The sequence below is a fragment of the Bradyrhizobium sp. R2.2-H genome (assembly GCF_004346455.1).
Classification (GTDB): Bacteria; Pseudomonadota; Alphaproteobacteria; order Rhizobiales; family Xanthobacteraceae; genus Bradyrhizobium; species Bradyrhizobium diversitatis.
The window spans coordinates 87,013-109,681 of sequence record NZ_SMBR01000005.1; the positions used below are offsets into that span (position 1 = coordinate 87,013).

The 22,669-nt window shown below is 65.4% G+C and carries 19 protein-coding genes; 14 read left to right on the forward strand and 5 right to left on the reverse strand.

Annotation, left to right across the window (positions count from 1 at the left end; all coding sequences use genetic code 11):
• The first annotated feature begins 11 nt into the window (after positions 1-11).
• Positions 12-1,439: an NAD(P)-binding domain-containing protein gene (locus tag EDE08_RS14490; RefSeq protein WP_165935963.1), complete on the forward strand. Its 1,428-nt coding sequence runs from the start codon at positions 12-14 to the stop codon at positions 1,437-1,439.
• Positions 1,440-1,449: 10 nt separating this feature from the next.
• Here EDE08_RS14490 and EDE08_RS14495 read toward each other — a convergent pair whose 3' ends face one another.
• On the reverse strand, positions 1,450-1,959 hold the full coding sequence (locus EDE08_RS14495) for an Lrp/AsnC family transcriptional regulator (RefSeq protein ID WP_061026987.1): 510 nt from the start codon (positions 1,957-1,959) through the stop codon (positions 1,450-1,452).
• 190 nt (positions 1,960-2,149) lie between these two features.
• Between EDE08_RS14495 and EDE08_RS14500 the strand changes: the two genes are divergently transcribed.
• The 11 genes from EDE08_RS14500 (at position 2,150) to EDE08_RS14550 (ending at position 13,819) form a co-directional block, all read left to right on the forward strand.
• Positions 2,150-3,274 carry a PLP-dependent cysteine synthase family protein gene (locus tag EDE08_RS14500; RefSeq protein WP_131869509.1) on the forward strand — a complete coding sequence of 375 codons (1,125 nt, stop codon included), beginning with the start codon at positions 2,150-2,152 and terminating at the stop codon, positions 3,272-3,274.
• Positions 3,275-3,497: 223 nt separating this feature from the next.
• Positions 3,498-5,150 carry an ABC transporter ATP-binding protein gene (locus EDE08_RS14505; RefSeq protein WP_245524793.1) on the forward strand — a complete coding sequence of 551 codons (1,653 nt, stop codon included), beginning with the start codon at positions 3,498-3,500 and terminating at the stop codon, positions 5,148-5,150.
• Between the two features lie 60 nt (positions 5,151-5,210).
• Positions 5,211-5,609, forward strand: coding sequence for a carboxymuconolactone decarboxylase family protein (locus EDE08_RS14510; RefSeq protein ID WP_131869511.1), 399 nt, complete (start codon positions 5,211-5,213; stop codon positions 5,607-5,609).
• Between the two features lie 52 nt (positions 5,610-5,661).
• Positions 5,662-6,696: a putative FMN-dependent luciferase-like monooxygenase gene (locus tag EDE08_RS14515; protein ID WP_131869512.1), complete on the forward strand. Its 1,035-nt coding sequence runs from the start codon at positions 5,662-5,664 to the stop codon at positions 6,694-6,696.
• Positions 6,697-6,734: 38 nt separating this feature from the next.
• Positions 6,735-7,349, forward strand: coding sequence for a CMD domain protein (locus tag EDE08_RS14520; RefSeq protein WP_165935962.1), 615 nt, complete (start codon positions 6,735-6,737; stop codon positions 7,347-7,349).
• The gene (locus EDE08_RS14525; RefSeq protein ID WP_131869514.1) at positions 7,346-7,921 is read left to right on the forward strand and encodes an alkylhydroperoxidase domain protein; all 576 of its coding nucleotides are present in this window, start codon (positions 7,346-7,348) and stop codon (positions 7,919-7,921) included. Before EDE08_RS14520 ends, EDE08_RS14525 begins: the two co-directional genes overlap by 4 nt.
• A 58-nt stretch (positions 7,922-7,979) precedes the next feature.
• Positions 7,980-9,137, forward strand: a complete 1,158-nt coding sequence (locus EDE08_RS14530) for an ABC transporter substrate-binding protein (RefSeq protein ID WP_131869515.1) — start codon at positions 7,980-7,982, stop codon at positions 9,135-9,137.
• Between the two features lie 55 nt (positions 9,138-9,192).
• Entirely contained in the window at positions 9,193-11,016 is a 1,824-nt protein-coding gene (locus EDE08_RS14535) for an ABC transporter permease (RefSeq protein ID WP_131869516.1), read from the forward strand.
• Positions 11,016-11,864, forward strand: a complete 849-nt coding sequence (locus tag EDE08_RS14540) for an ABC transporter ATP-binding protein (RefSeq protein WP_165935961.1) — start codon at positions 11,016-11,018, stop codon at positions 11,862-11,864. The genes EDE08_RS14535 and EDE08_RS14540 overlap by 1 nt, the downstream gene beginning before the upstream one ends.
• A complete protein-coding gene (locus tag EDE08_RS14545; protein WP_131869518.1) occupies positions 11,861-12,601 on the forward strand; it encodes an ABC transporter ATP-binding protein in 741 nt (246 codons plus the stop codon). The genes EDE08_RS14540 and EDE08_RS14545 overlap by 4 nt, the downstream gene beginning before the upstream one ends.
• A gap of 129 nt (positions 12,602-12,730) precedes the next feature.
• The gene (locus tag EDE08_RS14550; protein WP_131869519.1) at positions 12,731-13,819 is read left to right on the forward strand and encodes a HoxN/HupN/NixA family nickel/cobalt transporter; all 1,089 of its coding nucleotides are present in this window, start codon (positions 12,731-12,733) and stop codon (positions 13,817-13,819) included.
• Between the two features lie 10 nt (positions 13,820-13,829).
• On the opposite strand, the gene EDE08_RS14555 is transcribed toward EDE08_RS14550, so the two are convergent.
• The 3 genes from EDE08_RS14555 to EDE08_RS14565 form a co-directional block, all read right to left on the reverse strand.
• Positions 13,830-15,344, reverse strand: a complete 1,515-nt coding sequence (locus EDE08_RS14555) for a helicase HerA domain-containing protein (protein WP_131869520.1) — start codon at positions 15,342-15,344, stop codon at positions 13,830-13,832.
• A 104-nt stretch (positions 15,345-15,448) separates the two neighbouring features.
• Positions 15,449-16,255: a CxxCxxCC domain-containing protein gene (locus EDE08_RS14560; protein ID WP_502700600.1), complete on the reverse strand. Its 807-nt coding sequence runs from the start codon at positions 16,253-16,255 to the stop codon at positions 15,449-15,451.
• A gap of 486 nt (positions 16,256-16,741) precedes the next feature.
• The gene (locus tag EDE08_RS14565) at positions 16,742-17,806 is read right to left on the reverse strand and encodes a ketopantoate reductase family protein (protein WP_131869522.1); all 1,065 of its coding nucleotides are present in this window, start codon (positions 17,804-17,806) and stop codon (positions 16,742-16,744) included.
• Between the two features lie 643 nt (positions 17,807-18,449).
• Between EDE08_RS14565 and EDE08_RS14570 the strand changes: the two genes are divergently transcribed.
• Positions 18,450-19,532, forward strand: coding sequence for an alpha/beta hydrolase family protein (locus tag EDE08_RS14570; protein ID WP_131869523.1), 1,083 nt, complete (start codon positions 18,450-18,452; stop codon positions 19,530-19,532).
• An 84-nt stretch (positions 19,533-19,616) separates the two neighbouring features.
• Here the strand turns inward: EDE08_RS14570 and EDE08_RS14575 are convergent, their stop codons facing one another.
• The gene (locus EDE08_RS14575; RefSeq protein ID WP_131869524.1) at positions 19,617-20,096 is read right to left on the reverse strand and encodes a MarR family winged helix-turn-helix transcriptional regulator; all 480 of its coding nucleotides are present in this window, start codon (positions 20,094-20,096) and stop codon (positions 19,617-19,619) included.
• 534 nt (positions 20,097-20,630) lie between these two features.
• On the opposite strand from EDE08_RS14575, the gene EDE08_RS14580 reads away from it, so the two are divergent.
• Positions 20,631-22,163: a porin gene (locus EDE08_RS14580; RefSeq protein ID WP_131869525.1), complete on the forward strand. Its 1,533-nt coding sequence runs from the start codon at positions 20,631-20,633 to the stop codon at positions 22,161-22,163.
• The last annotated feature ends 506 nt before the right edge of the window (positions 22,164-22,669 follow it).

Genomic DNA, 22,669 nt, shown 5'->3' on the forward strand with positions numbered 1-22,669 from the left:
ACGGCATCGACATGAACAGCTCCCTGAAGGCTTTGGAAGACAGGCTCGGCCACGAGATGAAGCTGTTTTCCTACCCGGCGCGCGCCTGGCCGTTGCAGCACCAGGCCGAGGACGGCACCTCGATGGTCGACGTTCTCATCGTCGGCGCCGGGCAGGCGGGTATCGCGGCGGCTTTCGGGCTGCTGCGCGAGCAGATCACCAACGTCCTGCTGGTCGATCGCTGCGATCCCGGCCAGGAGGGGCCCTGGGTCACCTGGGCGCGGATGCGGACGTTGCGCACCGTCAAGGAGCTGACCGGGCCGGACAACGGCTTGCCCGCGGCCGCATTCCGTTCCTGGTACGAAGCGCGCAAGGGCGCCGGGGCGTGGGACGAACTGGTGCGCATCCCGAAGGAAGAGTGGATGGAATATCTGCTCTGGCTTCGCGACTATCTCGCGCTGCCGGTTGAGAACAACACCAGCGTCGAGCGGATCGAATACGCGGGCGAGGCCTTGCGTGTGACGCTGGAGACGCCGCGCGGTTCGCGCGTCGTGGTGGCGCGCAAGGTGGTGGTTGCCACCGGCATCGATGGTGCCGGCGGCCCCAACATCCCGGATTTCGCGCATGGCGCGCCCCGGCATCTATGGGCGCACAGTTCCGAGCCGGTCGATTTTGCGGCGTTGAAGGACAAGCGAGTTGCCGTGCTCGGCGCCGGCGCCTCGGCGTTCGACAACACCGCGACTGCACTGGAGGCCGGCGCGCGCGAAGTCCGGCATTCGGTGCGGCGGCCGCGCCTGCCGGAGGTGAGCGCACTGCGCTATCTCGAATTCGCCGGCTTCTTCCGCAATTTCCGCATGCTCGACGATGCGCGCAAGCTGCGCTTCATGCGCCGCTATTTCGCGCTCCCGACCCCGCCGCCTGCCGACACGCTGGAGCGCTGCCGCGCGCACGCCAATCTTGACCTGAGGCTCTCGGACGGCTGGACTGCGATGCAGGCGGCCGGCGACGGACTTGCGATCGCCACGCCGAACGGCACCTTCGAGGCCGACTTCGCCATCCTCGGCACCGGCTTCAAGGTCGACCTCGCCAACGTGCCCTATCTGGCGCCCCTCGTTCCGGACATGCTGTTCTGGAGGGATCGCTTCACGCCGGGCTCCGATCGGGTCGACACCCACATCGCAAACTATCCGTACCTGACGCCGGGCATCCAGGCGGTGGGGCGAACCTCGGAGGCGGATCGGGCCTTGCGCAATTTGCATCTGCTCAACGGTGCCGGCCTCATGAGTGAGGGGCCGATCTGCACCGGCATCAACGGCATGCCCTGGGGCGTCTCGGCGCTGGTGCAGGCGATATCGCGCGATCTGTTCCAGGCCGACGCGGACGTCTTCTACGAGCAGTTCGCCGCCTACGACGTGTCGGATCCGAACGAAGGCTACAAGCCGGCCGCCGTCGCGCGCTGAAGCGGCGAACTCACATCGCCGCCGAGTGCCGCGACGAGCCCTCGCGGCCGCGGCCGGTCGAGGCATACATCAGCGGCAGTTCGGTCGTGGACTTGATCTGCTCCATCGCGAACATCGACGAGACGTCGTGCAGATCGATTTTCGCGATCAGCCGCTGATAGAGGTCGTCATAGGCGGCGATGTCCGGCACGACCGCGCGGATCAGATAGTCGACGTCGCCGCTGAGTCTGAAGAAGTCGACCACTTCCGGAAAGCTGATCACGGTCTTCTTGAAGCGCGCCGCCCATTCGGCGTTGTGCTGGTTGGTCCTGACCGCGATGAAGACGCTGACACCGAGATTGAGCTTGTCGGCGTCGAGCAAGGCGACGCGGCGGCGGATGTAGCCCGTGCTTTCCAGCTTCTGGATCCGGCGCCAACACGGCGTCGAGCTCAGTCCGACCCGGTCTCCGACCTCCTGCACGGAAAGGCTGCTGTCCACCTGGAGCGTCGCCAGTATCTTGCGATCGAGTTCGTCGAGCATGCGGTCTCCGAATGCAGCGAAGGGAGTGGAAGTTTCGTGTTGCCGAGCTCAATTCCACGACAATGCTATTGCTGGATATTCGCATTTGCGAGCAAAAAAATTCGTCACGCTGCCGTCAAAGGCGGCAGGAAGCAAGCAAACTGCGGCCCGGCTTCGCTACGCTCGCGACATAGCTGGAAGAGTTTCGCCGATGACGCCGCCTTGTCGTGAATGGGTCAACGCCTCGATACGCCGCATCGAGATGGAACGAACACGCTGCGCCGAGACGCACCTGCTCAAGGTCGAGCTGCCCAGCATGCCCGGCCTCACGTTGTACCTGAAGGACGAGACGACGCATCTGACCGGCAGCCTCAAGCATCGCCTTGCGCGTTCGCTGTTCCTCTATGCGCTCTGCAACGGGCGCATCGGCCCGAACTCGACGGTGGTCGAGGCCTCCAGCGGCTCGACGGCCGTGTCCGAAGCCTATTTCGCGCGCCTCCTCGGCCTGCGCTTCATCGCGGTGATGCCGAGCACGACGACGGCGGAGAAGCAGGCCGAGATCGTCGCGAACGGCGGAGAGGTCCATCTCGTGGACGAGCCCGGCGAGATCTATGCCGCTGCGATCCGCATCGCCGATGGGACCGGCGGCTGCTATCTCGACCAGTTCACCTTTGCCGAGCGCGCGGTCGACTGGCGGGTCGACAACATCGCCCAGTCGATCTTCCATCAGATGTCCGAGGAAGAGCATCGCGTTCCGACCTGGGTCGTGTGCGGCGCCGGCACCGGCGGCACGGCCGCGACGATCGGCCGCTACATCCGCTATCGCGGTCTCGCCACGCGGCTCTGCCTCGCAGATCCCGTGGAATCGGTCTACCACCGACACATGGCCGACCGGAACGTGCGGACGTGGCGGGGCCGTTCGGTGATCGAGGGCATCGGCCGGCCGCAGGTCGAAGCCTCCTTTGTCGCGGACCTGATCGAGCGTACCATCGCGGTGCCGGATGCGGCGAGCATCGCCGCGGCGCGCGTGATGTCCCGGTTCATCGGGAGGTCCTGCGGCGGATCGACCGGCACCAACCTCTGGGCATCACTGCTGATCATGCAAGAGATGGCCGCGGCCGGCGAGCGCGGCGCGCTCGTCACGATCCTGTGCGATTCCGGCGAACGCTATCGCAGCACGCTGTTCGAGGATACCTGGCTTGCGAAGCGCAAGCTGTCTTGCGCGCCCTATCAACGGCAGCTCGAAGCCATGCTTGCGGTGCCCGACGTGTCGTCCGATCCGGCGCGGCCGGAGCCGATTCAAGCGTCGCCGCCGCGCGCCCGTGTCGGAGGTTGATCGCTTCCATGCGCGGCGCCGGGCAGAGAATGGATTTTCCGATTTCAGCCGCACGGCGCGTGTTCCGGCCTCCGGCTTGCGAAGGGCCGAATAACGACGTAGCAGCCTTGCACAATGCCGCCTTGTGCAGGGCGGAAGCTATGGACATCATCGGACCCGGGCCTGCTGGAGATCATCAAAGGCTTATGACGATCGCGGGGGTTGCGGCGTGAGTGCGATGGGCTTGTCAGTCAGTGCGGACCGCGATGCGCCGCTGCTCCAACTCGACGACCTCGCGGTGAGCCTTCCACCCGGGGCCGATCGCGCATTCGCCGCCGAGTGCGTCTCGCTCAACGTGAAGCCCGGCGAGGTCGTCTGCGTCGTCGGCGAAAGCGGCTCGGGGAAGTCGATGACGGCAAGCGCCGTGATGCGCCTGCTGCCGCCTTCGACTTCGATTGCGCGCGGCCGCATCCTGTTCGAAGGGCAGGATCTCGCCTCCCTGCCGGAAAGCGCGATGCGCCGCATTCGCGGCGCGCGCATCGGCATGATCTTCCAGGACCCGATGACGACACTCAATCCGATCAAGCGGATCGGACGGCAGATCGCCGAAGTGTTCGAGCTTCACACCGATCTCGGCCGCGAGCAGATCGGCGCCCGCGTCCTTGCGTTGCTCGAAAGCGTTCACATCCGCGATCCCGAGCGCGTCATGCGGTCCTACCCCCACCAGATCTCCGGCGGGCAGCGTCAGCGCGCGATGATCGCGATGGCGCTGGCGCTCAAGCCGCGCCTGCTCATCGCCGACGAGCCGACCACCGCGCTCGACGTCACCACGCAGGCGCAGATCCTCGCCCTGATCCGCGAGCTTCAGGCCAGAACCGGCACGGGCGTGCTCTTCATCACCCATGATTTCGGCGTCGTCGCCGATATCGCCGATCGCGTCGCGGTGATGCAGTCCGGCCGCATCGTCGAGCAGGGCACGGCGCAGCAGGTGCTCGGGGCACCGAAGCATCCCTATACCCGCCGGCTGATCGCCGCGGTCCCGAAGCTGATCGCGCCGCCGCCGCGCCCGCAGGCTCAGGACAACGTGCTGGTGCTCGACAAGGTCTCGAAGGTCTACGCCTCACCGGGCCTGTTCGGCTTCGGCAAACGGCAGACGCTGGCCGTCAACGAGGTGAGTCTGGAATTGCCGCGCGGCGCCGCGATCGGCGTCGTCGGCGAAAGCGGATCGGGCAAGTCGACGCTGGCGCGCTGCATCGTCCGCCTGCTCGAACCCGACGCAGGCAAGATCTGGCTGGACGGCATCGATTACGGCGCGCTCAAGCCGCGCGAATTGCGCAAGCGTTCGCAGGCCATGCAGATGGTCTTCCAGGATCCCTTCGCCTCGCTCAATCCGCGGCGCCGGGCGCGCGATCTGGTGGCTCAGGGCTTGCTCGAGCTCGGTGTTCCCCGCAGCACCGCTTACGCACGGGCGGCCGAGCTGTTCACCATGGTCGGTCTCGATCCCGCCGCGCTGGAGCGCTATCCGCATGAGTTCTCCGGCGGCCAGCGCCAGCGCATCGGCCTTGCACGTGCGCTGGCGCTCGAGCCAAAGGTGGTTGTGGCCGACGAGCCGGTCTCCGCGCTCGACGTCATCGTGCAGGCGCAGGTGCTGGATCTGCTCGCCGAGCTGCGTCAGCGGCTCGGCATTTCATTGGTGTTCATCACCCATGATCTGCGCGTCACCGCGCAAATCTGCGACTTCGTCGCGGTGATGCAGAACGGACGGATCGTCGAACAGGGGCCGACGGCGTCCGTGTTCGCCGGGCCCGAGCATTCCTATACGCAATTGCTGCTCGGCTCGATCCCGGGGCAGCGCTGGGTGGAGCCTTCCGCACATGTGGCGGTCGGCAATGCATAGGCAGTCCGGGACGACGACACAGGTTTGCGCGAGGCAGGGTTCCGCAAGGAGATGGACGAGATGACGTCGGCTCATTTTAACGAGGGCATGGCGCTGAAACGCAAGGTGCTCGGGGACGACTATGTCGACCGCGCCTGGTCGGAAGCGCAGAACGACGATTTCGCGATGGCCATGCAGGAGGTCATGACCGAGGCCGGATGGGGCACGGTGTGGAAGCGCCCGGGCATCGACATCAAGGCGCGGCTGATGATGAATCTCGCGATGTTGACGGCGCTCAACCGGCCTCACGAGCTCGCGATCCACCTGCGCGGCGCAATACGGAACGGCTTTACGCGGGAGGAAATCCGGGAAATCCTGATCCACACCGGGCCCTATTGCGGCTGGCCGGCGACTCTGGACGCAGTCCGCGTCGCACGGCGCGTCTTCGCGGAAATAGAGACCGGGGGCAAGGCTGAGTGATGGCACGGCAAGAGACTGGACTCCGGAGGCTCGTGAGCGAACGATGGTGGGCATGACACGGTCGGCAAAGCCGAAGAGACTTGGATTTTTCACGCGGTTGCTCGACGAGGCGCCGCCGGCGGACCGCTATCGCTTTGCGGCCGAGCAGATCGTGCACGCCGAGAAGGCCGGGCTCGATTCCGCATGGATCGCGCAGCATCATTTTCACGAGCGCGAGGGCGGCCTGCCATCGCCCTTCACGTTCCTCGGCTACGTCGCCGCGCAGACCTCGCGCATCCGCCTCGGCACCGGCATCGTCACGCTGCCGCTGGAGAATGCGGTCAGGGTTGCGGAGAACGCCGCGGTGCTCGATCTGCTCTGCAACGGCCGCTTCGAGCTCGGTGTCGGCACCGGCGGCAATCCTTCGGCCTTTGCCGCTTTCGGCCTCGACAGCGCGCAGCGCAACGAGATCTTTGCGCGCAATCTCGAAATCGTTCGCACGGCCTTGGTCGGCCAGCCGCTCGACGGGGGCGACACGCTCTATCCGCTGCGGCCACAATTGGACAAGCGCATCTGGCAGGCGACATTCTCGGTCGCGGGCGGTGCCCGCGCCGGCAAGGCCGGCGACGGCCTGTTGCTGTCGCGCACCCAGCCGCGGGCCAAGGAGGCGCCGAAAGCCACGCTCGCCGAGATCCAGAACCCGATCATCGATGCCTATCTCGCAGCGCTGCCGCCGGGATGCGAGCCCCGCATCATGGCCTCGCGCAGCGTCTTCGTCGCCGACGACCATCGCGAGGCGATGCGCTTCGCAGACATCGGACTGCGGCGCGCGCTGCCGCAGTTCCTCAAGGGAGGTCACGCCAGGCCGGGCGAGACGCTGGAGGAGATGATCACTGCGTTCGACACCCATGTCGGCGCCGCCGATGAGGTGATCGCCTCGCTCCGCACCGATGCCACGCTCGAGCGGGTGACCGATCTCGTCTTCCAGGTGCACTCGGTCGATGCGCCGCATCCTTATGTGCTGCGATCGATCGAGCTCGTCGCCGACAAGGTCGCGCCGGCGCTGGGCTGGACCCGGACGGCACCCGAAGTGGCGCTGGCGGGCTAGCCGGAATGAAACATGTTCGCGCTGCACGAGGCTGACTGATGGGTACACTGGACATCATCGACACGCTCGCCGGGATCGAGCCGGGATCGGTTCTCGACGCCATCCGCGCGCGGCGTCCGCAGGCGCGCGAGAACGCGCAGAAGAGCTATCTCTCGCTGTTCGATCCGACCGATTCGAGCGAGTTCTCGCTTTCCGAGCGCGCGGCGGTCGCGGCCTTCGTGACCGGGCTTCATGGCGAGTCCCCCGTCGCCGCCTTCTATCGCGAGAAGCTTGCCACGAGCGCGGATGGAGCGCCCCTGCTCGAAGCGATCAAGGGCGAGATCGCGCGCGGCAGGACGTCCGGGCCGTACGGCGCCTATCCGGCCGGTCCGTTGTCGATCGAGAACAAGGCCGGGCTGATCTATCGCGTCAGCGCCGAGCGCAAACCTGTCCTCGGCGCCCGGCTGGTCGCGGCACTGGAGCACGCGCATCTCCTGGTGTTCCACCCGCGCGATGCTGCGTCCGCCGACATGAAGGCGCTGCTGACGGCCGGCTGGTCGCCCACCGGCATCGTCACGTTCTCCCAGCTCGTTGCGTTCCTGTCGTTCCAGGTGCGCGTCGTCAGCGGATTGCGCACGCTCGCAGCGGCATACGCCCAGGAGGTCGCATCATGAGCACCGTCAATCCGCCGGTCGTCTTCACCCAGGACGAGCTCGGCTGGGTCTCGTGGATCGATCCGCTGCCCGAGACCGAGCTGACCGAACGGCACTTCGCCGGTCTGGTCGACCGCGCCCGCGCCAAGTCGGAATATTTCCGGCTCCTGGTGCGCGATCCCGAGGTGCTGGAGGCCCGCACCAGGACCGACAAGGACATCTTCTACAACGTCGCCGACGGCCTGCCGCGCGCGGAGCGCGAGCTCGCGGCGGCTGCGACCTCGCGCTACAACGGCTGCATCTACTGCGCCTCCGTGCATGCGCGGTTCGCGAGCACCTACTCCAAACGCCGCGACGACGTGCAGCGCCTGCTCGACGAAGGCATCAAGGCCGATCTCGGCGAACGCTGGAATGCCGTGGTCAAGGCGTCCGTGGCATTGGCCGCGACGCCGATCGCGTTCGGTCCCGACAATATCGAGGAGCTGCGCCGTGCGGGCCTCGACGATGCCGAGATCGTCGACGTCATCAATGGCGCCTCGTTCTTCAACTGGGCGAACCGGCTGATGCTGTCGCTCGGCGAGCCCTCGAAATAGGCAATCTCACCGGCACGAGAATTGCTGCTGTTTCAACATTGAATGGATGGAGCCGTGCATGAGCAACATCGATCGCCGTACCCTGGTCAGGGGCTCACTCGCCGCCGTGATGGCGGGAGCCGCCTTTTCGCGCGCCGCCTTGGCGCAATCCGCCGAACCGATCCTGCTCGGCGTCAGCGGCCCCTTGACCGGGCCCAATGCGCAATATGGCGCCCAGTGGAAGCAGGGCTTTGACCTCGCGCTCGATGAGATTCACGCCGCCGGCGGCATCAACGGACGCAAGCTGGCCTACCAGTTCGAGGACAGCCAGAGCGATCCGCGCCAGTCGGTGGCGATCGCCCAGAAATTCGTCTCCGATCCCCGCATCGTCATGGAGCTCGGCGATTTCTCGAGTCCTGCCTCGATGGCGGCCTCGCCGATCTATCAGCGCGGCGGCCTCGTGCAGTTCGGCTTCACCAACTCACACCCCGATTTCACCAAGGGCGGCGACTTCATGTGGAGCACGTCCGTCAGCCAGGCCGACGAGCAGCCGCTGCTGGCGTCCTATGCCGTCAGGCGCCTCGGCCTGAAGAAGCTCGCGGTGCTGCACCTCAACACCGACTGGGGCCGCACCAGCCGCGACCATTTCGTCAAGGCGGCGAAGGAGTACGGCGCCGAGATCGCGGTGACCGAGGGCTACATCGCGGAGGAGCGCGACTTCCGCTCGACGCTGGTGCGCGTGCGCGACGCCAGTCCGGACGGGCTGATCCTGATCTCCTATTATTCCGACGGTGCACTGATCGCCCGCCAGGCCCGCCAGGTCGGCCTGAAGCAGACGATCTGCGCGGCAAGCTCGGTGTACTCGCCGAAATTCCTGGAACTCGGCGGCGAAGCGGTCGAGGACGTCCATCTCGGCACGCGTTATTTCCCGGAAGATCCGCGGCCAGAGGTGAAGAAGTTCATCGCGGGCTTCAAGGCCAAGTACAACGGACAGGAGCCCGACGCCTTCAACGCCTATTCCTATGACGCGATGAACATGGCCGCTGCCGTGGTGAAGATCGGCGGCACCGACCGCCGGGCCATCCGCGACGCCTTCGCCAAGGTGAAGGACGTCTCCAGCGTCATCTACGGCCAGGCGACGTTCGACGTCGAGAGCCGCCGCGTCAAGGGTGCCATGAACGCCGAGCTCGTGGTGCGCAAGGGCCAGTTCACGCTGTGGGACGGCAAGCCGACCTGACCTGATGGCCGGAGCGGGCGCTCCGGCCGCTTTCTCCCTTCAATAGGAACGCTGCGTGTCTTCCTGGCTCGACTACACGATCAACGGGCTGATCGTCGGCAATGTCTACGCCCTCGTTGCGGTCGGGCTCGCGCTGATCTTCGGCGTCAGCCGGCTGATCAACTTCGCGCAAGGATCGATCTATCTGGTCGGCGCCTATATCGGCTGGGTCGCGGTGGTGCGGCTGCACACGCCGCTGCCGCTGACCATCATCGTGGTGGCGGCGGCCGCCGCAATGGTCGGCTTGATCATCGAGCGGTTCGGCCTGCGTCCGCTTCAGAACTCGGTGCGCATCGCGCCGCTGCTCGCGACCATCGGCATCAGCTTCGTGCTCGATCAATTGGTGATGCTGACCTTCTCGCCCAATCCGCGCGCGCTGCCGAGCCAGCTGCCGGACGTTCGCTTCCAGCTCGGTGGCGGCACCATCGGACCCCTTGACCTCCTGATCGCCGGCGTCGGGCTCACCAGCGCGCTGCTGCTGTTCGTGTTCCTGCGCTACACCAAGCTCGGCTGGGCGGTGCGCGCCACCGCGCAGGATCGCGACGCCGCCATGCAGATGGGCGTCGACGTCAACCGCGTCAATCAGGCGGTGTTCGGCATCGCGGCCGCGCTCGGCGGCGTCTCCGGTATGCTGGTCGGCATGTACTACAATCAGATCGACACCGCGATGAGCCTGCAGGCGACGCTCAAAGGCGTCGTCGCGGAAGTGGTCGGCGGCGCCGGCAACGTGCCGGGCGCGGTGATCGGCAGCCTGCTGCTCGGACTGGTGGAGAGCTACGGTGTCGCCGTGTTCGGCACCAGTTATCGCAATCTGTTCGCGTTCCTGCTGCTGGTCATGGTGCTCGTGCTGCGCCCGAACGGCCTGTTCGCAAGCGCGCGGCAGGCTCCGCCCGAGCCGCTCACCGGCACCTTCATCGCGCCGAGCCGTCCGGTCCGCATTCCGCGCTGGGCCCTGTTGGTCGCGGCTGCTGCCTTCGCAGTGCTGCCGTTCTTCCCGGTGTCCTCCTACGTGCTCCAGACCCTGATCAACGCCTGGCTGCTCGGCATGCTCGCGCTCAGCCTGACGCTGGTGGCGGGCACGATGGGCCAGGTCTCGCTCGGTCACGCCGCGCTGCTCGCGATCGGCGCCTACACCTCCGCGCTGCTGTCACTGACGCTGGCCGTTCCGGTCGGCCTTGCCGTCATCGGCGGTGGCCTGATGAGTGCTGGGCTCGGCACGCTGTTGATCTCGCCGTCGTTCCGCCTGCGCGGGCACTATGTGTCGATTGCGACACTCGCCATCGGCGAAATCGTCTCGCTGGTGATCCTGAATTGGGAGAGCGTCACCCGTGGTCCGATCGGCATTTCAGGCATCCCGCCGTTGTCGCTGTTCGGTTATGACCTGATCAGCCCGCTCTCGGTCTACTGGTTCAGCTTCGCGGTGATGCTCGTGCTGGCCCTGGTGCAAGGACGGCTGCTCGGTTCGCATCTCGGCCGCAGCTTTCGCGCCATCCGCGACGATGACATTGCCGCACGTGCCTATGGCCTCAGCCTGAACCGCTACAAGTCGCTGGCCTTCATCTTCGGCGGTTTCTCCGCCGGCGTCAGCGGCGGCATCGCCGCGCATCTCTATTCCTACATCAACCACGAGACCTTCAACACGCAGCAATCCATCCTGGCGCTGACGGTCGTGATCCTCGGCGGCCTCGGCAACGTCGTCGGCGCGATCGTCGGCTCGGTCGCGTTGGTCGGCTTGCCCGAACTTTTCCGCATCGCGGCCGAGTACCGCATCCTGATCTATGGCATCGTGCTGCTGCTGCTGGTGCGGTTCAGGCCGCAGGGCCTGTTGGGGACGATCTGATGGCGGAGCAGCAGGCGCCCATGTTGTCCCTGCGCGGCCTGACGCGCCGCTTCGGTGGCCTCACCGCGGTCGATGCGATCGATCTCGACCTCGGCAAGGGCGAGCTCATCAGCATCATCGGCCCGAACGGCGCCGGCAAGACGACACTGTTCAATCTCGTGACCGGGCTCGATCGGCCCGATGACGGCACTGTCCGCTTCGAAGGCCAGGACATCACCGGTCTCTCGCCGGAACGGCTCGCGGCCGAAGGCATCGCCCGCACCTTCCAGCTCGGGCGCGTGTTCGGCAATCTCAGCGTCATGGACAACGTTCTGATCGGCGCGCATACGCGACTGCGTGCCGTGAAGCCGACGGTGCCGGTGATCGGCCCGCTGCTGGAGTTGGGCCTTGCGCTGCTGCGGCCCGCCGGCGTCAAGGCGGAAGAAGAACGATTGCGCGAGGAGGTGAAGGCCATTCTCGCCCGCTTCGGCGAGCGGCTGCTGCCGCGGATCGACCAGCCCGCCTACAGCCTGTCCTACGCCAACCGCCGCCGTGTCGAGATCGCGCGGGCGCTCGCCTTGAGGCCGCGCCTCTTGCTGCTCGACGAGCCCACCGCCGGCATGAACCCGACGGAGACCGCGGAGATGCAGGGCCTCGTCGCCGAGCTGAAGGCGGAAGGGCTGACCATCCTCCTGATCGAGCACAAGCTAGAGATGGTGATGCGCCTGTCCGACCGCGTCGTCGTCATGGACGAGGGCAAGAAGATCGCGGAAGGGCCGGGCGAAGAGGTGCGTGGTGATCCCAAGGTGATCGAGGCCTATCTCGGCCACGGGCTATCAGGCACGACGGAGCAGGAGAGTGCGGCATGACGAATCCTTCGCCCGAACCGCTGCTGTCCCTCTTCAACGTCAACACCTTCTACGGCCAGGCCCAGGTGCATTTCGACCTGTCGATCACGGTTGCGCGCGGCCACATCGTCTGCCTGCTCGGCGGCAATGCCAGCGGCAAGTCGACGACGATGAAGATCATTCTCGGTCTGGTCAAACCGCGCTCGGGCGAGGTGACGTTCGACGGCGCCTCACTGATCGGCCTCTCCACGCCGCAGATCGTCCGCCGCGGCATCGCCTCGGTGCCGGAGGCGCGGCGGCTGTTCGCGGACATGAGCGTGCGCGAGAACATCCTGATGGGCGCCTTCGTGCGCAACGACCGTGAGGCCGTAGCGCTGGATCTCGACCGGATGCTGACGCTGTTCCCGAAGCTCGGTCAGCGGCTGTCGCAGCGCGCCGGCTCATTGTCCGGCGGCGAGCAGCAGATGGTGGCGATGGCGCGCGCGCTGATGAGCCGGCCGCGCATGATCGTGATGGACGAGCCGACCATGGGCCTGTCGCCGCTCTACGTCGACCGCGTGCTGGAACTGATCCGCAGCATCAACCAGGCGGGCGTCTCGGTGTTCATGGTCGAGCAGAACGCCAGCCTCGCGCTCGAGATCGCACATGAAGCCTATGTGCTGCAGACCGGCAGGATCGTGCTGTCAGGCCCGGCGCGGGCGCTGAAGGATGATCCACGGGTGCGCGATGCCTATCTCGGCGGCTCCGAGGCAGCGTAGCACTTCGAAGGCGCTGACGCGCCCTCGGGCGGCTGAGCGGGCATGACGAACCCTCTCCGGGACTAGCCAGTGTGACCAATCTATGAAAAAATCATACCGTTGGCGCGACAGGGTGTGTGGCGGGACGGAATGAACTTCGTGACGAAATTGGTGCGGGCGGCCGAGCCCGGAACGGTGGTGCTGCTCGGCGGGCTCGTCGCCGCCAACGTCGCCGCATGGGCCTGGGCCTTCTCGCTGTTCGGCGACCGGCCGACGGTGATGGCAACGGCGCTGCTGGCCTGGGTCTTCGGCCTCCGCCACGCCGTCGATGCCGATCACATCGCCGCCATCGACAATGTCGTGCGCAAGCTGATGCAGGCGGGCGGCGCGCCGCGCAGCGTCGGCCTCTATTTCGCGCTCGGCCATTCCACCGTGGTCGTGGTCGCGACCATGTTGCTGGCGCTCGGCGTCGTGAGTCTTGGCGGTGACAGCCTGCTCAAGGAGATCGGCGGTCTGATCGGCACGTCGGTGTCGGCGCTGTTCCTGCTGGTGATCGCGGCCATCAATCTCGCCATCTTCGCCGGCCTGTGGCGGACGTTTCGCATGGCGCGAGAGCAGGGCGTTCACGATGCCGCAGGCCTTGATGCGCTTCTCGCCCGGCGCGGCGTGCTGGCGCGGCTGCTCGGGCCGCTGTTCCGCCTGGTGACGAAGCCGTGGCACATGTATCCGCTCGGGTTCCTGTTCGGCCTCGGCTTCGACACCGCCACCGAGATCGGCCTGCTCAGCATCTCCGCAAGCGAAGCCGCCCGCGGCGCCTCGCTCGCCGATGTCCTGGTCTTCCCGGCGCTGTTCGCCGCCGGCATGGCGCTGGTCGACACCGCCGATTCGGCGCTGATGGTCAGCGCCTATCGCTGGGCCTTCGTCGATCCCCTGCGCAAGCTCTGGTACAATCTCACGATCACCGGCGCCTCGGTCGCGGTCGCCCTGTTCATCGGCGGCATCGAAGCGCTCGGCCTGATCAGCGATCGGCTCGGTCTCTCCGGCGGCATGTGGACTTTGGTCGACGGCCTGAACGAGTCGCTGGCGAATGTCGGCTTCGCCGTGATCGCGCTGTTCGCGATCGCATGGCTCGCCTCGATCGTGCTCTATCGCCGCATGTTCTCGGACGACGGGCGACGTTCCGCGGACGCGGTAGAAGGCTTCGATGCGACCGAGGCCGTCGTGGCAAGACGTCCCTGATTCTACCGGTTCAGAGCGAAGCCGCGCTCTGGACTTGTTCCACCGGCAAGTCATCGGCGTTGGGATCACCCGGCGCCGTCGCCCAGGCGAGCTCCACCAAGGTCACGATCCGGCGTCCGCCACCGTCGAGCTGGCAGACGATCAGGCCCTGCTCCTCCATGTAGCCGAGCAGCCGCTGCGCGCGGCGCAGCGAATGCGAGCCGTAGGCGCGGGCGATCGCAGCATCGCCGGGACAAGGCCAGCCTTCCTTGGCTGCGCGCGCGATCATCATGAACACGCCCTGCATGTCGTCGGGCAGGATCGAGGCGCGCAGCGCGACGTCCTGCCAGGCGTCGTCTTCAGTGAGATCAGTCCCCAGCCCGGCGCGCGCATGCGCCAGCATGCGGCGGAATTCGTTGAGGTCCGGCACCGCCGCGCCGAGGCCTTCGATGCGGCAGCGGACCACGAACTCCTGATAGAGCACGCCGATGGCGCGGAAGCCGGCATCGGGCTCCGCCAGCACGGCGCGCAAGGTGCGGGCGACGCGTTCGCGCCGCTCGGCGAGTTCTTCTGCGCTGACCGGCACCTCGGCCACCTCGGGCCGGATCTCCGGCGCGGCGGCCGCCTTCGCTGCGCGAAGCTGCTCCAGCAGATCCGGCGCAGGGCGGCGCTGGGGCCGGCTGGCATCGGGCGGTGGTGCCGCCAGGATCACCGCGCGCGCATCTTCCAGCATCGCCTCCGGCAGCGGCATCAGCCGCGGCGTCGAATTGCGCGGACTTGTATCGGTCGGGCCGATGTTCAGGCGCAGCGGACGGCGCGACAGCGCAGGTCCCAGCGCCATGAACTGTCCGCGCTCGAGATCGCGAAAGGCTTCGGCCTGCCGCCGCTCCATGCCGAGCAGATCGGCGGCGCGCGCCATGTCGATGTCGAGGAAGGTCCGTCCCATCAGGAAGTTGGAGGCTTCCGCCGCGACGTTCTTGGCGAGCTTCGCCAGCCGCTGGGTCGCGATAATGCCGGCGAGCCCGCGCTTGCGACCGCGGCACATCAGATTGGTCATGGCGCCGAGCGACAGTTTTCGCGCCTCGTCGGAGACTTCGCCGGCAACGGCCGGCGCGAACAGCTGCGCCTCGTCGACCACGACCAGCATCGGATACCAATGGTCGCGGTCGACGTCGAACAGGCCGCCGAGGAAGGCTGCGGCGCGCCGCATCTGGTTCTCGGCGTCGAGCCCTTCGAGATTGAGCACGGTGGAGACGCGGTGCAGCCGGGCACGCTCGCCCGCGACCTGAAGGCCGCGCTCGGTATGGTCCTCGGCCTCGATCACGAGATGGCCGAAGCGCTCGGCCAGCGTCACGAAGTCGCCCTCGGGATCGATGATGGCCTGCTGCACCCACGGCGCGCTCTGCTCCAGGAGCCGCCGCAGCAGGTGCGATTTGCCGGAGCCCGAATTGCCCTGCACCAGGAGGCGGGTCGCCAGCAGTTCCTCGAGGTCCATGGCGGCCGCGGCGCCTGCCGTGGTCTGCCCCATCTCGATCGCAACCGTCATGTCCCCGACTCAAGTCCCCATCATGCGCGGACTGGGGCTTATCAATCCCGTCGCGGCGCGTCGAGCGGCGCGGGCGAATCATGCCGTGTTGCCCACGACGGGGTTCAGGCGTGCCCCGACAACCGTAGAAGCGCGGGCCGATAGGGGGCTTGCGGATCATCGTCCTCGGTCTCGGGGATCGCGCAGGAGCCGAATTCCTGCCTGATCCGCTCGATCTCGGCGATTCGCTCGTGCAGCCGCTGCAAATGCTCCGGCGATGTCGCCTTCCAGAATCGGAATGTGTCGGCCGTGAGCGGCAGGAAGGCGGTGCCGAACGGCGTCGGATCGGGAACGATAGTGCGTCCAAGCAGCAGGAATCGCTCGGTGGCGGAGACGACGAGGGTGGCATAGCCGCGGTTTCCGATCCGCCTGATGCCATTCAACGACCATTCGGCGAGCTTGCTGAAATATGGCTCCCCGCGCCAGCGATCCGGGCAGCCGTCGTCGACGGTGACATTGACGGCGTCCTGGCTGAAATGCACGACGAGGCCGGCCGTCTCGGGAAACCAGTCGTCGTCGAGATGGCCTTGCAGCCAGGCGCACGCGAATGAGCGGCACATTTGCGGGCGGCGGTCGTAGATCGTGCACCCCGTGCCCGTCTGCCAATGCCGACACAGCTGGTTCACCGGCTTGTCGACCGCGGCCACTTCGAGGATATCGCAGCAGGCGTTGCACGATCCGCATTGCCGGGCCGGCCGGATCGTCTTCGGCAGGCCGGTCGCGCGAAAGCCCTGTCCGTCGCGGACCAGCAGCTTCTGCTTCTCCAGCGCATTCAACGCGCGTTCGATCTTGAGACGGGATAGTCCGGTGGCGTCGATCACGCCCTTCATCGTCGTCGCGCCCGCCTCCACTGCGCGGACGACGCTCCGCATCGCCTGATCCATTCTTGTTGTTCTTGTCTGGCTCTCGGTGCATTGCGAACAGCCGGAACAAGCGGACCGGCTAACAGGTAATAAAAACCTGATCTAGAAAGATATGGTGCTCATCTCTCTCTGGCTGGGCAAGACGCCGTGCCCGTCCTGCGCGCATGCAACGTTTGCGCGAATGAAGGACCTGCACGTGCGGGAGCTGATTTCGCGTCAAATCGGCTCGCTTTGCCCGCGAAGCGCCGGGATCTGACGAGCAGCTGCGGCCGTCTCACGCAGTCGTGATATCAGCCGTCCGCGCGCGCGGGGGCGCGACCCGATCGCGTAGCCATGAGGTGCAACGACTATCGTTGAATTTGCGCCACAGCGGGAACAGTGCCGGGCCAAAGCTGGACTGAGCGGCGATGCAAAGAGGCGATCCCGCACTCGGCGCGGTCGCGCTGGTCGGCGTGACCGGCCTGATCTGGCTTCAATCGTCCCTGATCGGGCGCGTTATTGCGCGCCCGATCCACCCTGCACGATCTTCTCGTTCAGCTTCTGGTCCACGGTGTCGACGGTGCGGTCGATCTCGGCGTTCGGGACGCCGAGCTGATGCGAGATCAGTTTCACCAGGAGGTCGACGCGCTCGATGAAGGGCGCACCGCTCGCGACCGCGCGCGCGGCCGAGGACGGCTTGAGCAGGCTTTCGGCTGCCTTGGCGTATTTCGCGAACGGCACCTGGTCCTGCGGGTCGGCGCCGAGCCGGCGGACGATCGCATCGACATGGTCGTAGATCGTCTGCGAACGCTTGAGATCGCCGTGCACGGCATCGCGGATCGACTGCGGTTCGCTGGGCGTGATGCAGCGGTAATTGCCGGTCAGCAGCATCGACCATTTCGCCAGCGGCACGAATAGCGAGTCGAACGCTTTCAACTTCACCGGCACGTCGTGGCCGTCGAGCGTCACGGCGTCGATGTCGGCTTCGAGCTCGCGCAGCAGCTTGTTGTGCTTCTCGTCGGCAAAGACCGATGCCTTGAAGTTGGTGGGTAGCCCGACATGAAGCACGTTGGCGGCTTCTTCCGGCGGACGGAACGCCTGCGGATCGGGCGAGCACAGCGTCACCAGACCCGGCTCGAACCGCTCCCACACCTGCGCATTGGTGTAGGCCTCCTCGAGATCCATGTCGGCGAGCGCCGGAATCCGCTTCAAATAGGGCAGCGGCGGCATGTTCATGATCGACAGGCACGGCAGTTTTGCCGCGGCGATCTTGACCATGAGAACGCGCACCGTGTGGTTGGTGTATTGCGGCTCCTGCATCGCAAGGCCGACCAGATCGTAACGGGAAAGGTCGACATTGGCCGGCGTGACCGCATCGAGCTTGCCGGGCAGGTCGCGCGAGAAGATCGCCCGATGGACCGCCTCGTCGCGCAACTTGATGCGCACCTCGGTACCATCCCGGTTGATCAGCTCCGCGGTTTTGGCGCGGCAGACCAGGGTCACGTTATGCCCTGCCATCAGCAGCTTCGTGCCCAGCAGGGAGCCGTAGGAAGCCCCCAGAATCAATATGTTGCGCGCCATGCTCCGTCCCTTTGAATGTGTACAATTTTCAGCCCTGCCCGTTCTCCGCGGGCGAGTTGTCGGCATGTAAGGCGAACGGCGTGAAGTTGGCAACTGGGATAATGCATACAAGGAGCGCCACTGCCCCGGAGGCTGCGGCTCGGACCTTGTTCTTTCAAGACGATTGAGCTTCCCGAATTGGGTTGGCGTTTCGGCTATTCCACTCCTCGCGGGCGCGACCGTCGTCGTCACACACCCTTCGCGAAAGACTGTCATAATGAAAGATCTTGGCGCCTTCCTGCGGGATTGGCACACGATGGTAATGCGCTGCACCCTTCACCACATCGTGCTTTCACAATCGAAGCTTACACAGGCATGACTCTTGTGTCGGCACGAGTGGTTTTGACTCGCCGGTCGCAACAAGAAACGACAAAGCCCGCTGCGTAAACCTCGCCGGTTGCGTGGCGCTAAACTGTGTATCAGCGACGGAGCTGGGACGTGACGATTGGGGTGAGCCGGCCGGGACTTTGTGTCCAGGCCCGTTCGTTTGGAATGAGGATCGCTTCGCGCAGCAGCTTTGCTGCGCGGCGCCGCGCAGAGCGTGACGCCGGCCAGTCTGGACGCAGGTCCGCGCGATCGTTGGTGGCGGCGTTCGGGGGCTGACATGGAAGGTGAAACTTCGCCTCACCGTTCGTGCGACGGCGCCGGACGAAATCTGGCTCACTTGCGGGATCGAGCCTCGCAGTTTTTCGAAAGCCTGTCCGTCATGGAGCTTGCGCACGAGTCGCACCGGCATCTGTGGATTTCGGACTGGCTGAGGGTCGCCGACGATTACCGGATATTGGCCGAATCCGCGCGCGAAACGCGTTCGGCTCAGATTGCCGGGGAAGCGTGGCTGTGCTCGCTGACGGCCCTCGAAGTCGTCAGAAGTCTGAGTAGTCCGGGAGATGTCGAGAGTGCCGACCTCGCAGACGAGGTCGGCACCGGCCTGAGAGGCCTCGAGACAGAGGCGGGTCTGCCGATTGAGCGCGTCAAGATCGACTGCTTCGATCAAGGCGCCCTGGCTGGCTTGTTCCTGCCCGCGCTTCGTCGCGGCTCTGCCGCGCCGGCGGTGATCTGCGTCAGCGACGACGATGCCACCTTGGGCTCGATGATGAGCAGGCTGTTGCCCGCCTCGCTCTGCGGGACCATGTCGCTGCTGCTCGTCGATTCCGGCAATTCGACCGTTCATCGCTCCTTCAAGCCGGAGCACAGGCTTCAGTTCTGGTTGGACTACCTCGAAGCCCGCCCCGATGTCGACCCGCGGCGGATCGGTATCTACGGCGAAGGGGCGGGCGCCGCTCATGCCTCCCGCCTTGCGTTCTCGGATCGCAGGATCGCGGCCGCCGTGTGCGACGGCGGGCTTGTGCGGCCGGTCATGTGTCAGGCGTCACTTCGCTGGATGACCGGCTTCGGGCAGGCCTCCCCTGACGAGGTCTCGAGAGAGGCAATGCTGCCGCCGCGTCGAGTCCCGTGCCCGCTGCTCATGGTCGTCGGGAGTCGCTCCATGGTATGGGAGCAGGATGCTCTCGAGCTGCAAGCCGACTACCGGCGGATTGGAGCCGATTGCTCGGTCGTCGTGCCCAACAACGTCCCGCACCCCCTCGGCGAGGTCGAGAATTTCGTCGCCGTCGACGACTTCATTGTCGAGTGGCTCGACAGCAAGCTTGGAACTGCCCGCAAGCTCGACCCGGTGACCCACCTCTAACCTGGGTCCGGCGGCATTGCAGGACCTCGCGGCGCGACGACAGCAGCGTCCGGCTCGCATTCTGGGCTCGGTATCGGCCCGATCTCAGGACGCGTCGATAGCCAGCAATCGTGCAGCCAGCCGGGCGTTCTTGGCGATCATTGCGAGCGAGGCGTTCAATTCAGCCAGGGTCTTCTCGTCCAGATCGTTGAACATCGTCGAATTCAGGGCGAGCTTTCGCTTCGATAATTTCTCGATCTCGGTCGTCGCCTTCGCCGTGAGCGACATCAGGACGAAGCGGGCATCGTCCGCCGCCGGTCGTCGTGACAGAAAGCCGCCTTTTTCGAGGGTCTTGGTCTGGTTGGTCACGAAAGCCGGGTGGACCCGCAGCTTGTTGGCGATGTCGATCCCGGCGACGCCGCGCCCCTCGTCCAGTTCGGTGATCGCCATCAGGATCAGCCATTGCGGCTGGGTAATGCCCAGCAGTCCGGCCCAGCTGGTGTGAATGTTCTCCAGCTGCGAGTGAATTTCGACGACGTTCCAGACGAAGTCCATGATCGCCCTGTCGAGTCTCTTCTCGATCATCCAGCTGCCCCATTCTGCTCTGATCGTTCTTCTTGTTGTGCCCTGGAGCAGTGTTTTAACCGGATATTGCGGAGCCGTCTCGGACTTCGCGTAAAGATGGAACGGTAGATGCCGCATCGCAAAAGCCAAACCCGACGCATCGATGCTTGCAAAAAACAATTAATTAGATTACGTCTCCTCACACTCAGAATTTGCTGCTCTTGACCGTTGCGACAGGCAGCGATGTGAGACCTCCAAGAAAGCCCCCGGGATGCCCCCTGGGGGCTTTTTCCTTTGTTTTAAGACACTTATTGGATGTGGCCGACCCGCCTGTTGCGCTCAGGCAACACCCCCAATCGAAGTTTCAATTCACTGGATCAACAAATTGAGGCAATGAATTTTATAAACTATACGTGAGGTACGACGGAGGGGGGGCACCTCGCTGTCGTTTCAGTCCGGACCTTCAGTGCGGATCTGAATTGAACGGAAATTAAAGAGGGTTAAGCGGCCTCCGCCGAGGAGCCGAGCCCCCTGAACCGACGTGGAGGTTTACCAATGAAGTTGACGAAGACGCTCTTTCTCGGCTCGGCAGCCAGCCTGATGGCCGTCTCCGGCGCATTCGCAGCCGATCTTCCCGTGAAGGCCAAGGCCGTCGAATACGTGAAGATCTGCTCGCTGTACGGCGCCGGCTTCTACTACATCCCGGGCACCGACACCTGCATCAAGCTGGGTGGTTACCTGCGCGCTGAAGTCGCGTTCAACACCAACAGCAACTACGGCATCTCGAACGGCGCTCCCGCCGGTGCGCACAACCGTCTGAGCAACTACTACTCGATGCGCGCTCGTCAGGATCTCAACATCGACACGCGCACCGCGACCGAATACGGCGTCGTCCGCACCTACTTCGACGCGGTCTTCACCTGGACGACCGGTGGCTACACCGGTACGGGCTCCGGTACGGGTACTACGGCCTATTCTGGGGCGTCTCCTGTCGGCAATCCGTCTGACGGCGGCACCTCGGGTGGTTCGCTCGGCGTGTACTATGCCTTCATCCAGTTCGCCGGCTTCACCATGGGTAAGGCCGTGTCGCAGTTCGACGCGCCCTGGACCAACTATCCCGGCAACAACATCGACAGCCTCGTCGGCGGTTCCGGCACGGTCACTGGTGTCAACCAGTTCACCTACACTGCTGACTTCGGTCAGGGCATCACGGCGGCCTTCTCGGCCGAAGATGCGACGGCCTACTACCAGGCCGGCAACCTCAACCTGAACGGCGCGACTGCCGCTGGCATGGTTGGCGGTTCGTACGGCTCCAACGCCGTCGGCGGCTCGCGTTCGCCGAACCTCGTCGGTATGGTCCGTGTCGACCAGGCTTGGGGTCTGTTCCAGGCGTCGGTTGCCGCTCATGACAACCACGTCGCCTATTACGGCGCGACCGAGACCACTGGCCACCCCGAGGACAAGTGGGGTTGGGCGGTTCAGCTCGCTCTGTCGATCAAGAACATCCCGACCGGCGCGGGTGACTCGATCAACATCCAGGGCGTCTACACCGACGGTGCGACCCGCTACAACTTCCAGAACCTGGCGGGCAGCTCCTACCAGATGTACGGCAGCTCGGGCATTGCCTATCAGAGCGTCGGCTTCGCCAATGCTCCGGATACCGTGTTCGTGACCGGCGGCTCGCAGGAAACCGTCAAGACCTGGGGCTTCCGTGGTGCTTACACCCATAATTGGGATCCCTACTGGAACACCGCGCTCTACGGTGCTTACGCTCAGGCCCAGTTCGGCACGCTCGCCAAGACCACGCTCTGCGGCGCCAACGGTGCTGGCGGCGTGTTCGGCGGTCTCGCCGGTGTCACCGGTTGTAACCCTGACTTCGCCGTCGGCCAGATCGGTATCATCACTCGCTGGACCCCGGTCAAGAACCTGACCTTCTCGGGCGACTTCAACTGGACCCGTCTCGACCAGAAGTACTCGGGCACTGCCGTGCTCAGCCCGGCTGCCAACACGGCCAAGCCGACCGCTGTGTACGAGCTGAAGGACCAGGACAGCTTCACGCTGCTGCTCCGCGCCCAGCGCAACTGGTAAGATCTGTCGAAGCATTTCGACGAACACCCGGCGGGAAACCGCCGGGTGTTTTTTTGTTCTACGGTACGCGCCATGCAATTGGATCAGTGTCCGATCGCGCGCGGCGAACATCCGGGCGTCCGCGCCTCGGGCGCGATTGTCGGATGACGTTGCGCGACCCCGGGAGAGGGGGCTTTGCTGTGTCGCCCTCTGTCAACCGGCTGACGCGAAAATATTCTACTTTACCGAAATTCGGATTTGTCGTATGTGTCGCCCATCCCGGCTCATTCTTGAGGGGCGATCATGAGGTCGTCATTGTCGCGAGCCGGGCTTGCGGTGGACGCGGCAGCGTCGGGCGCGAAAGGTGCGGGCAGGGAGGGTAGTCCCCGGTGAGCTCGTGGCTGCGCGTGGACGAACGGCGCTGCCAGGCTTCGTCTCGCCTGTAAGTTTCCGGCTCCGTCGACAGGGCTGGAAAAACTGCGGCGAAATGGCGGGCCGCGCGTACGGCAAAACCGTGTGGTCCTGGC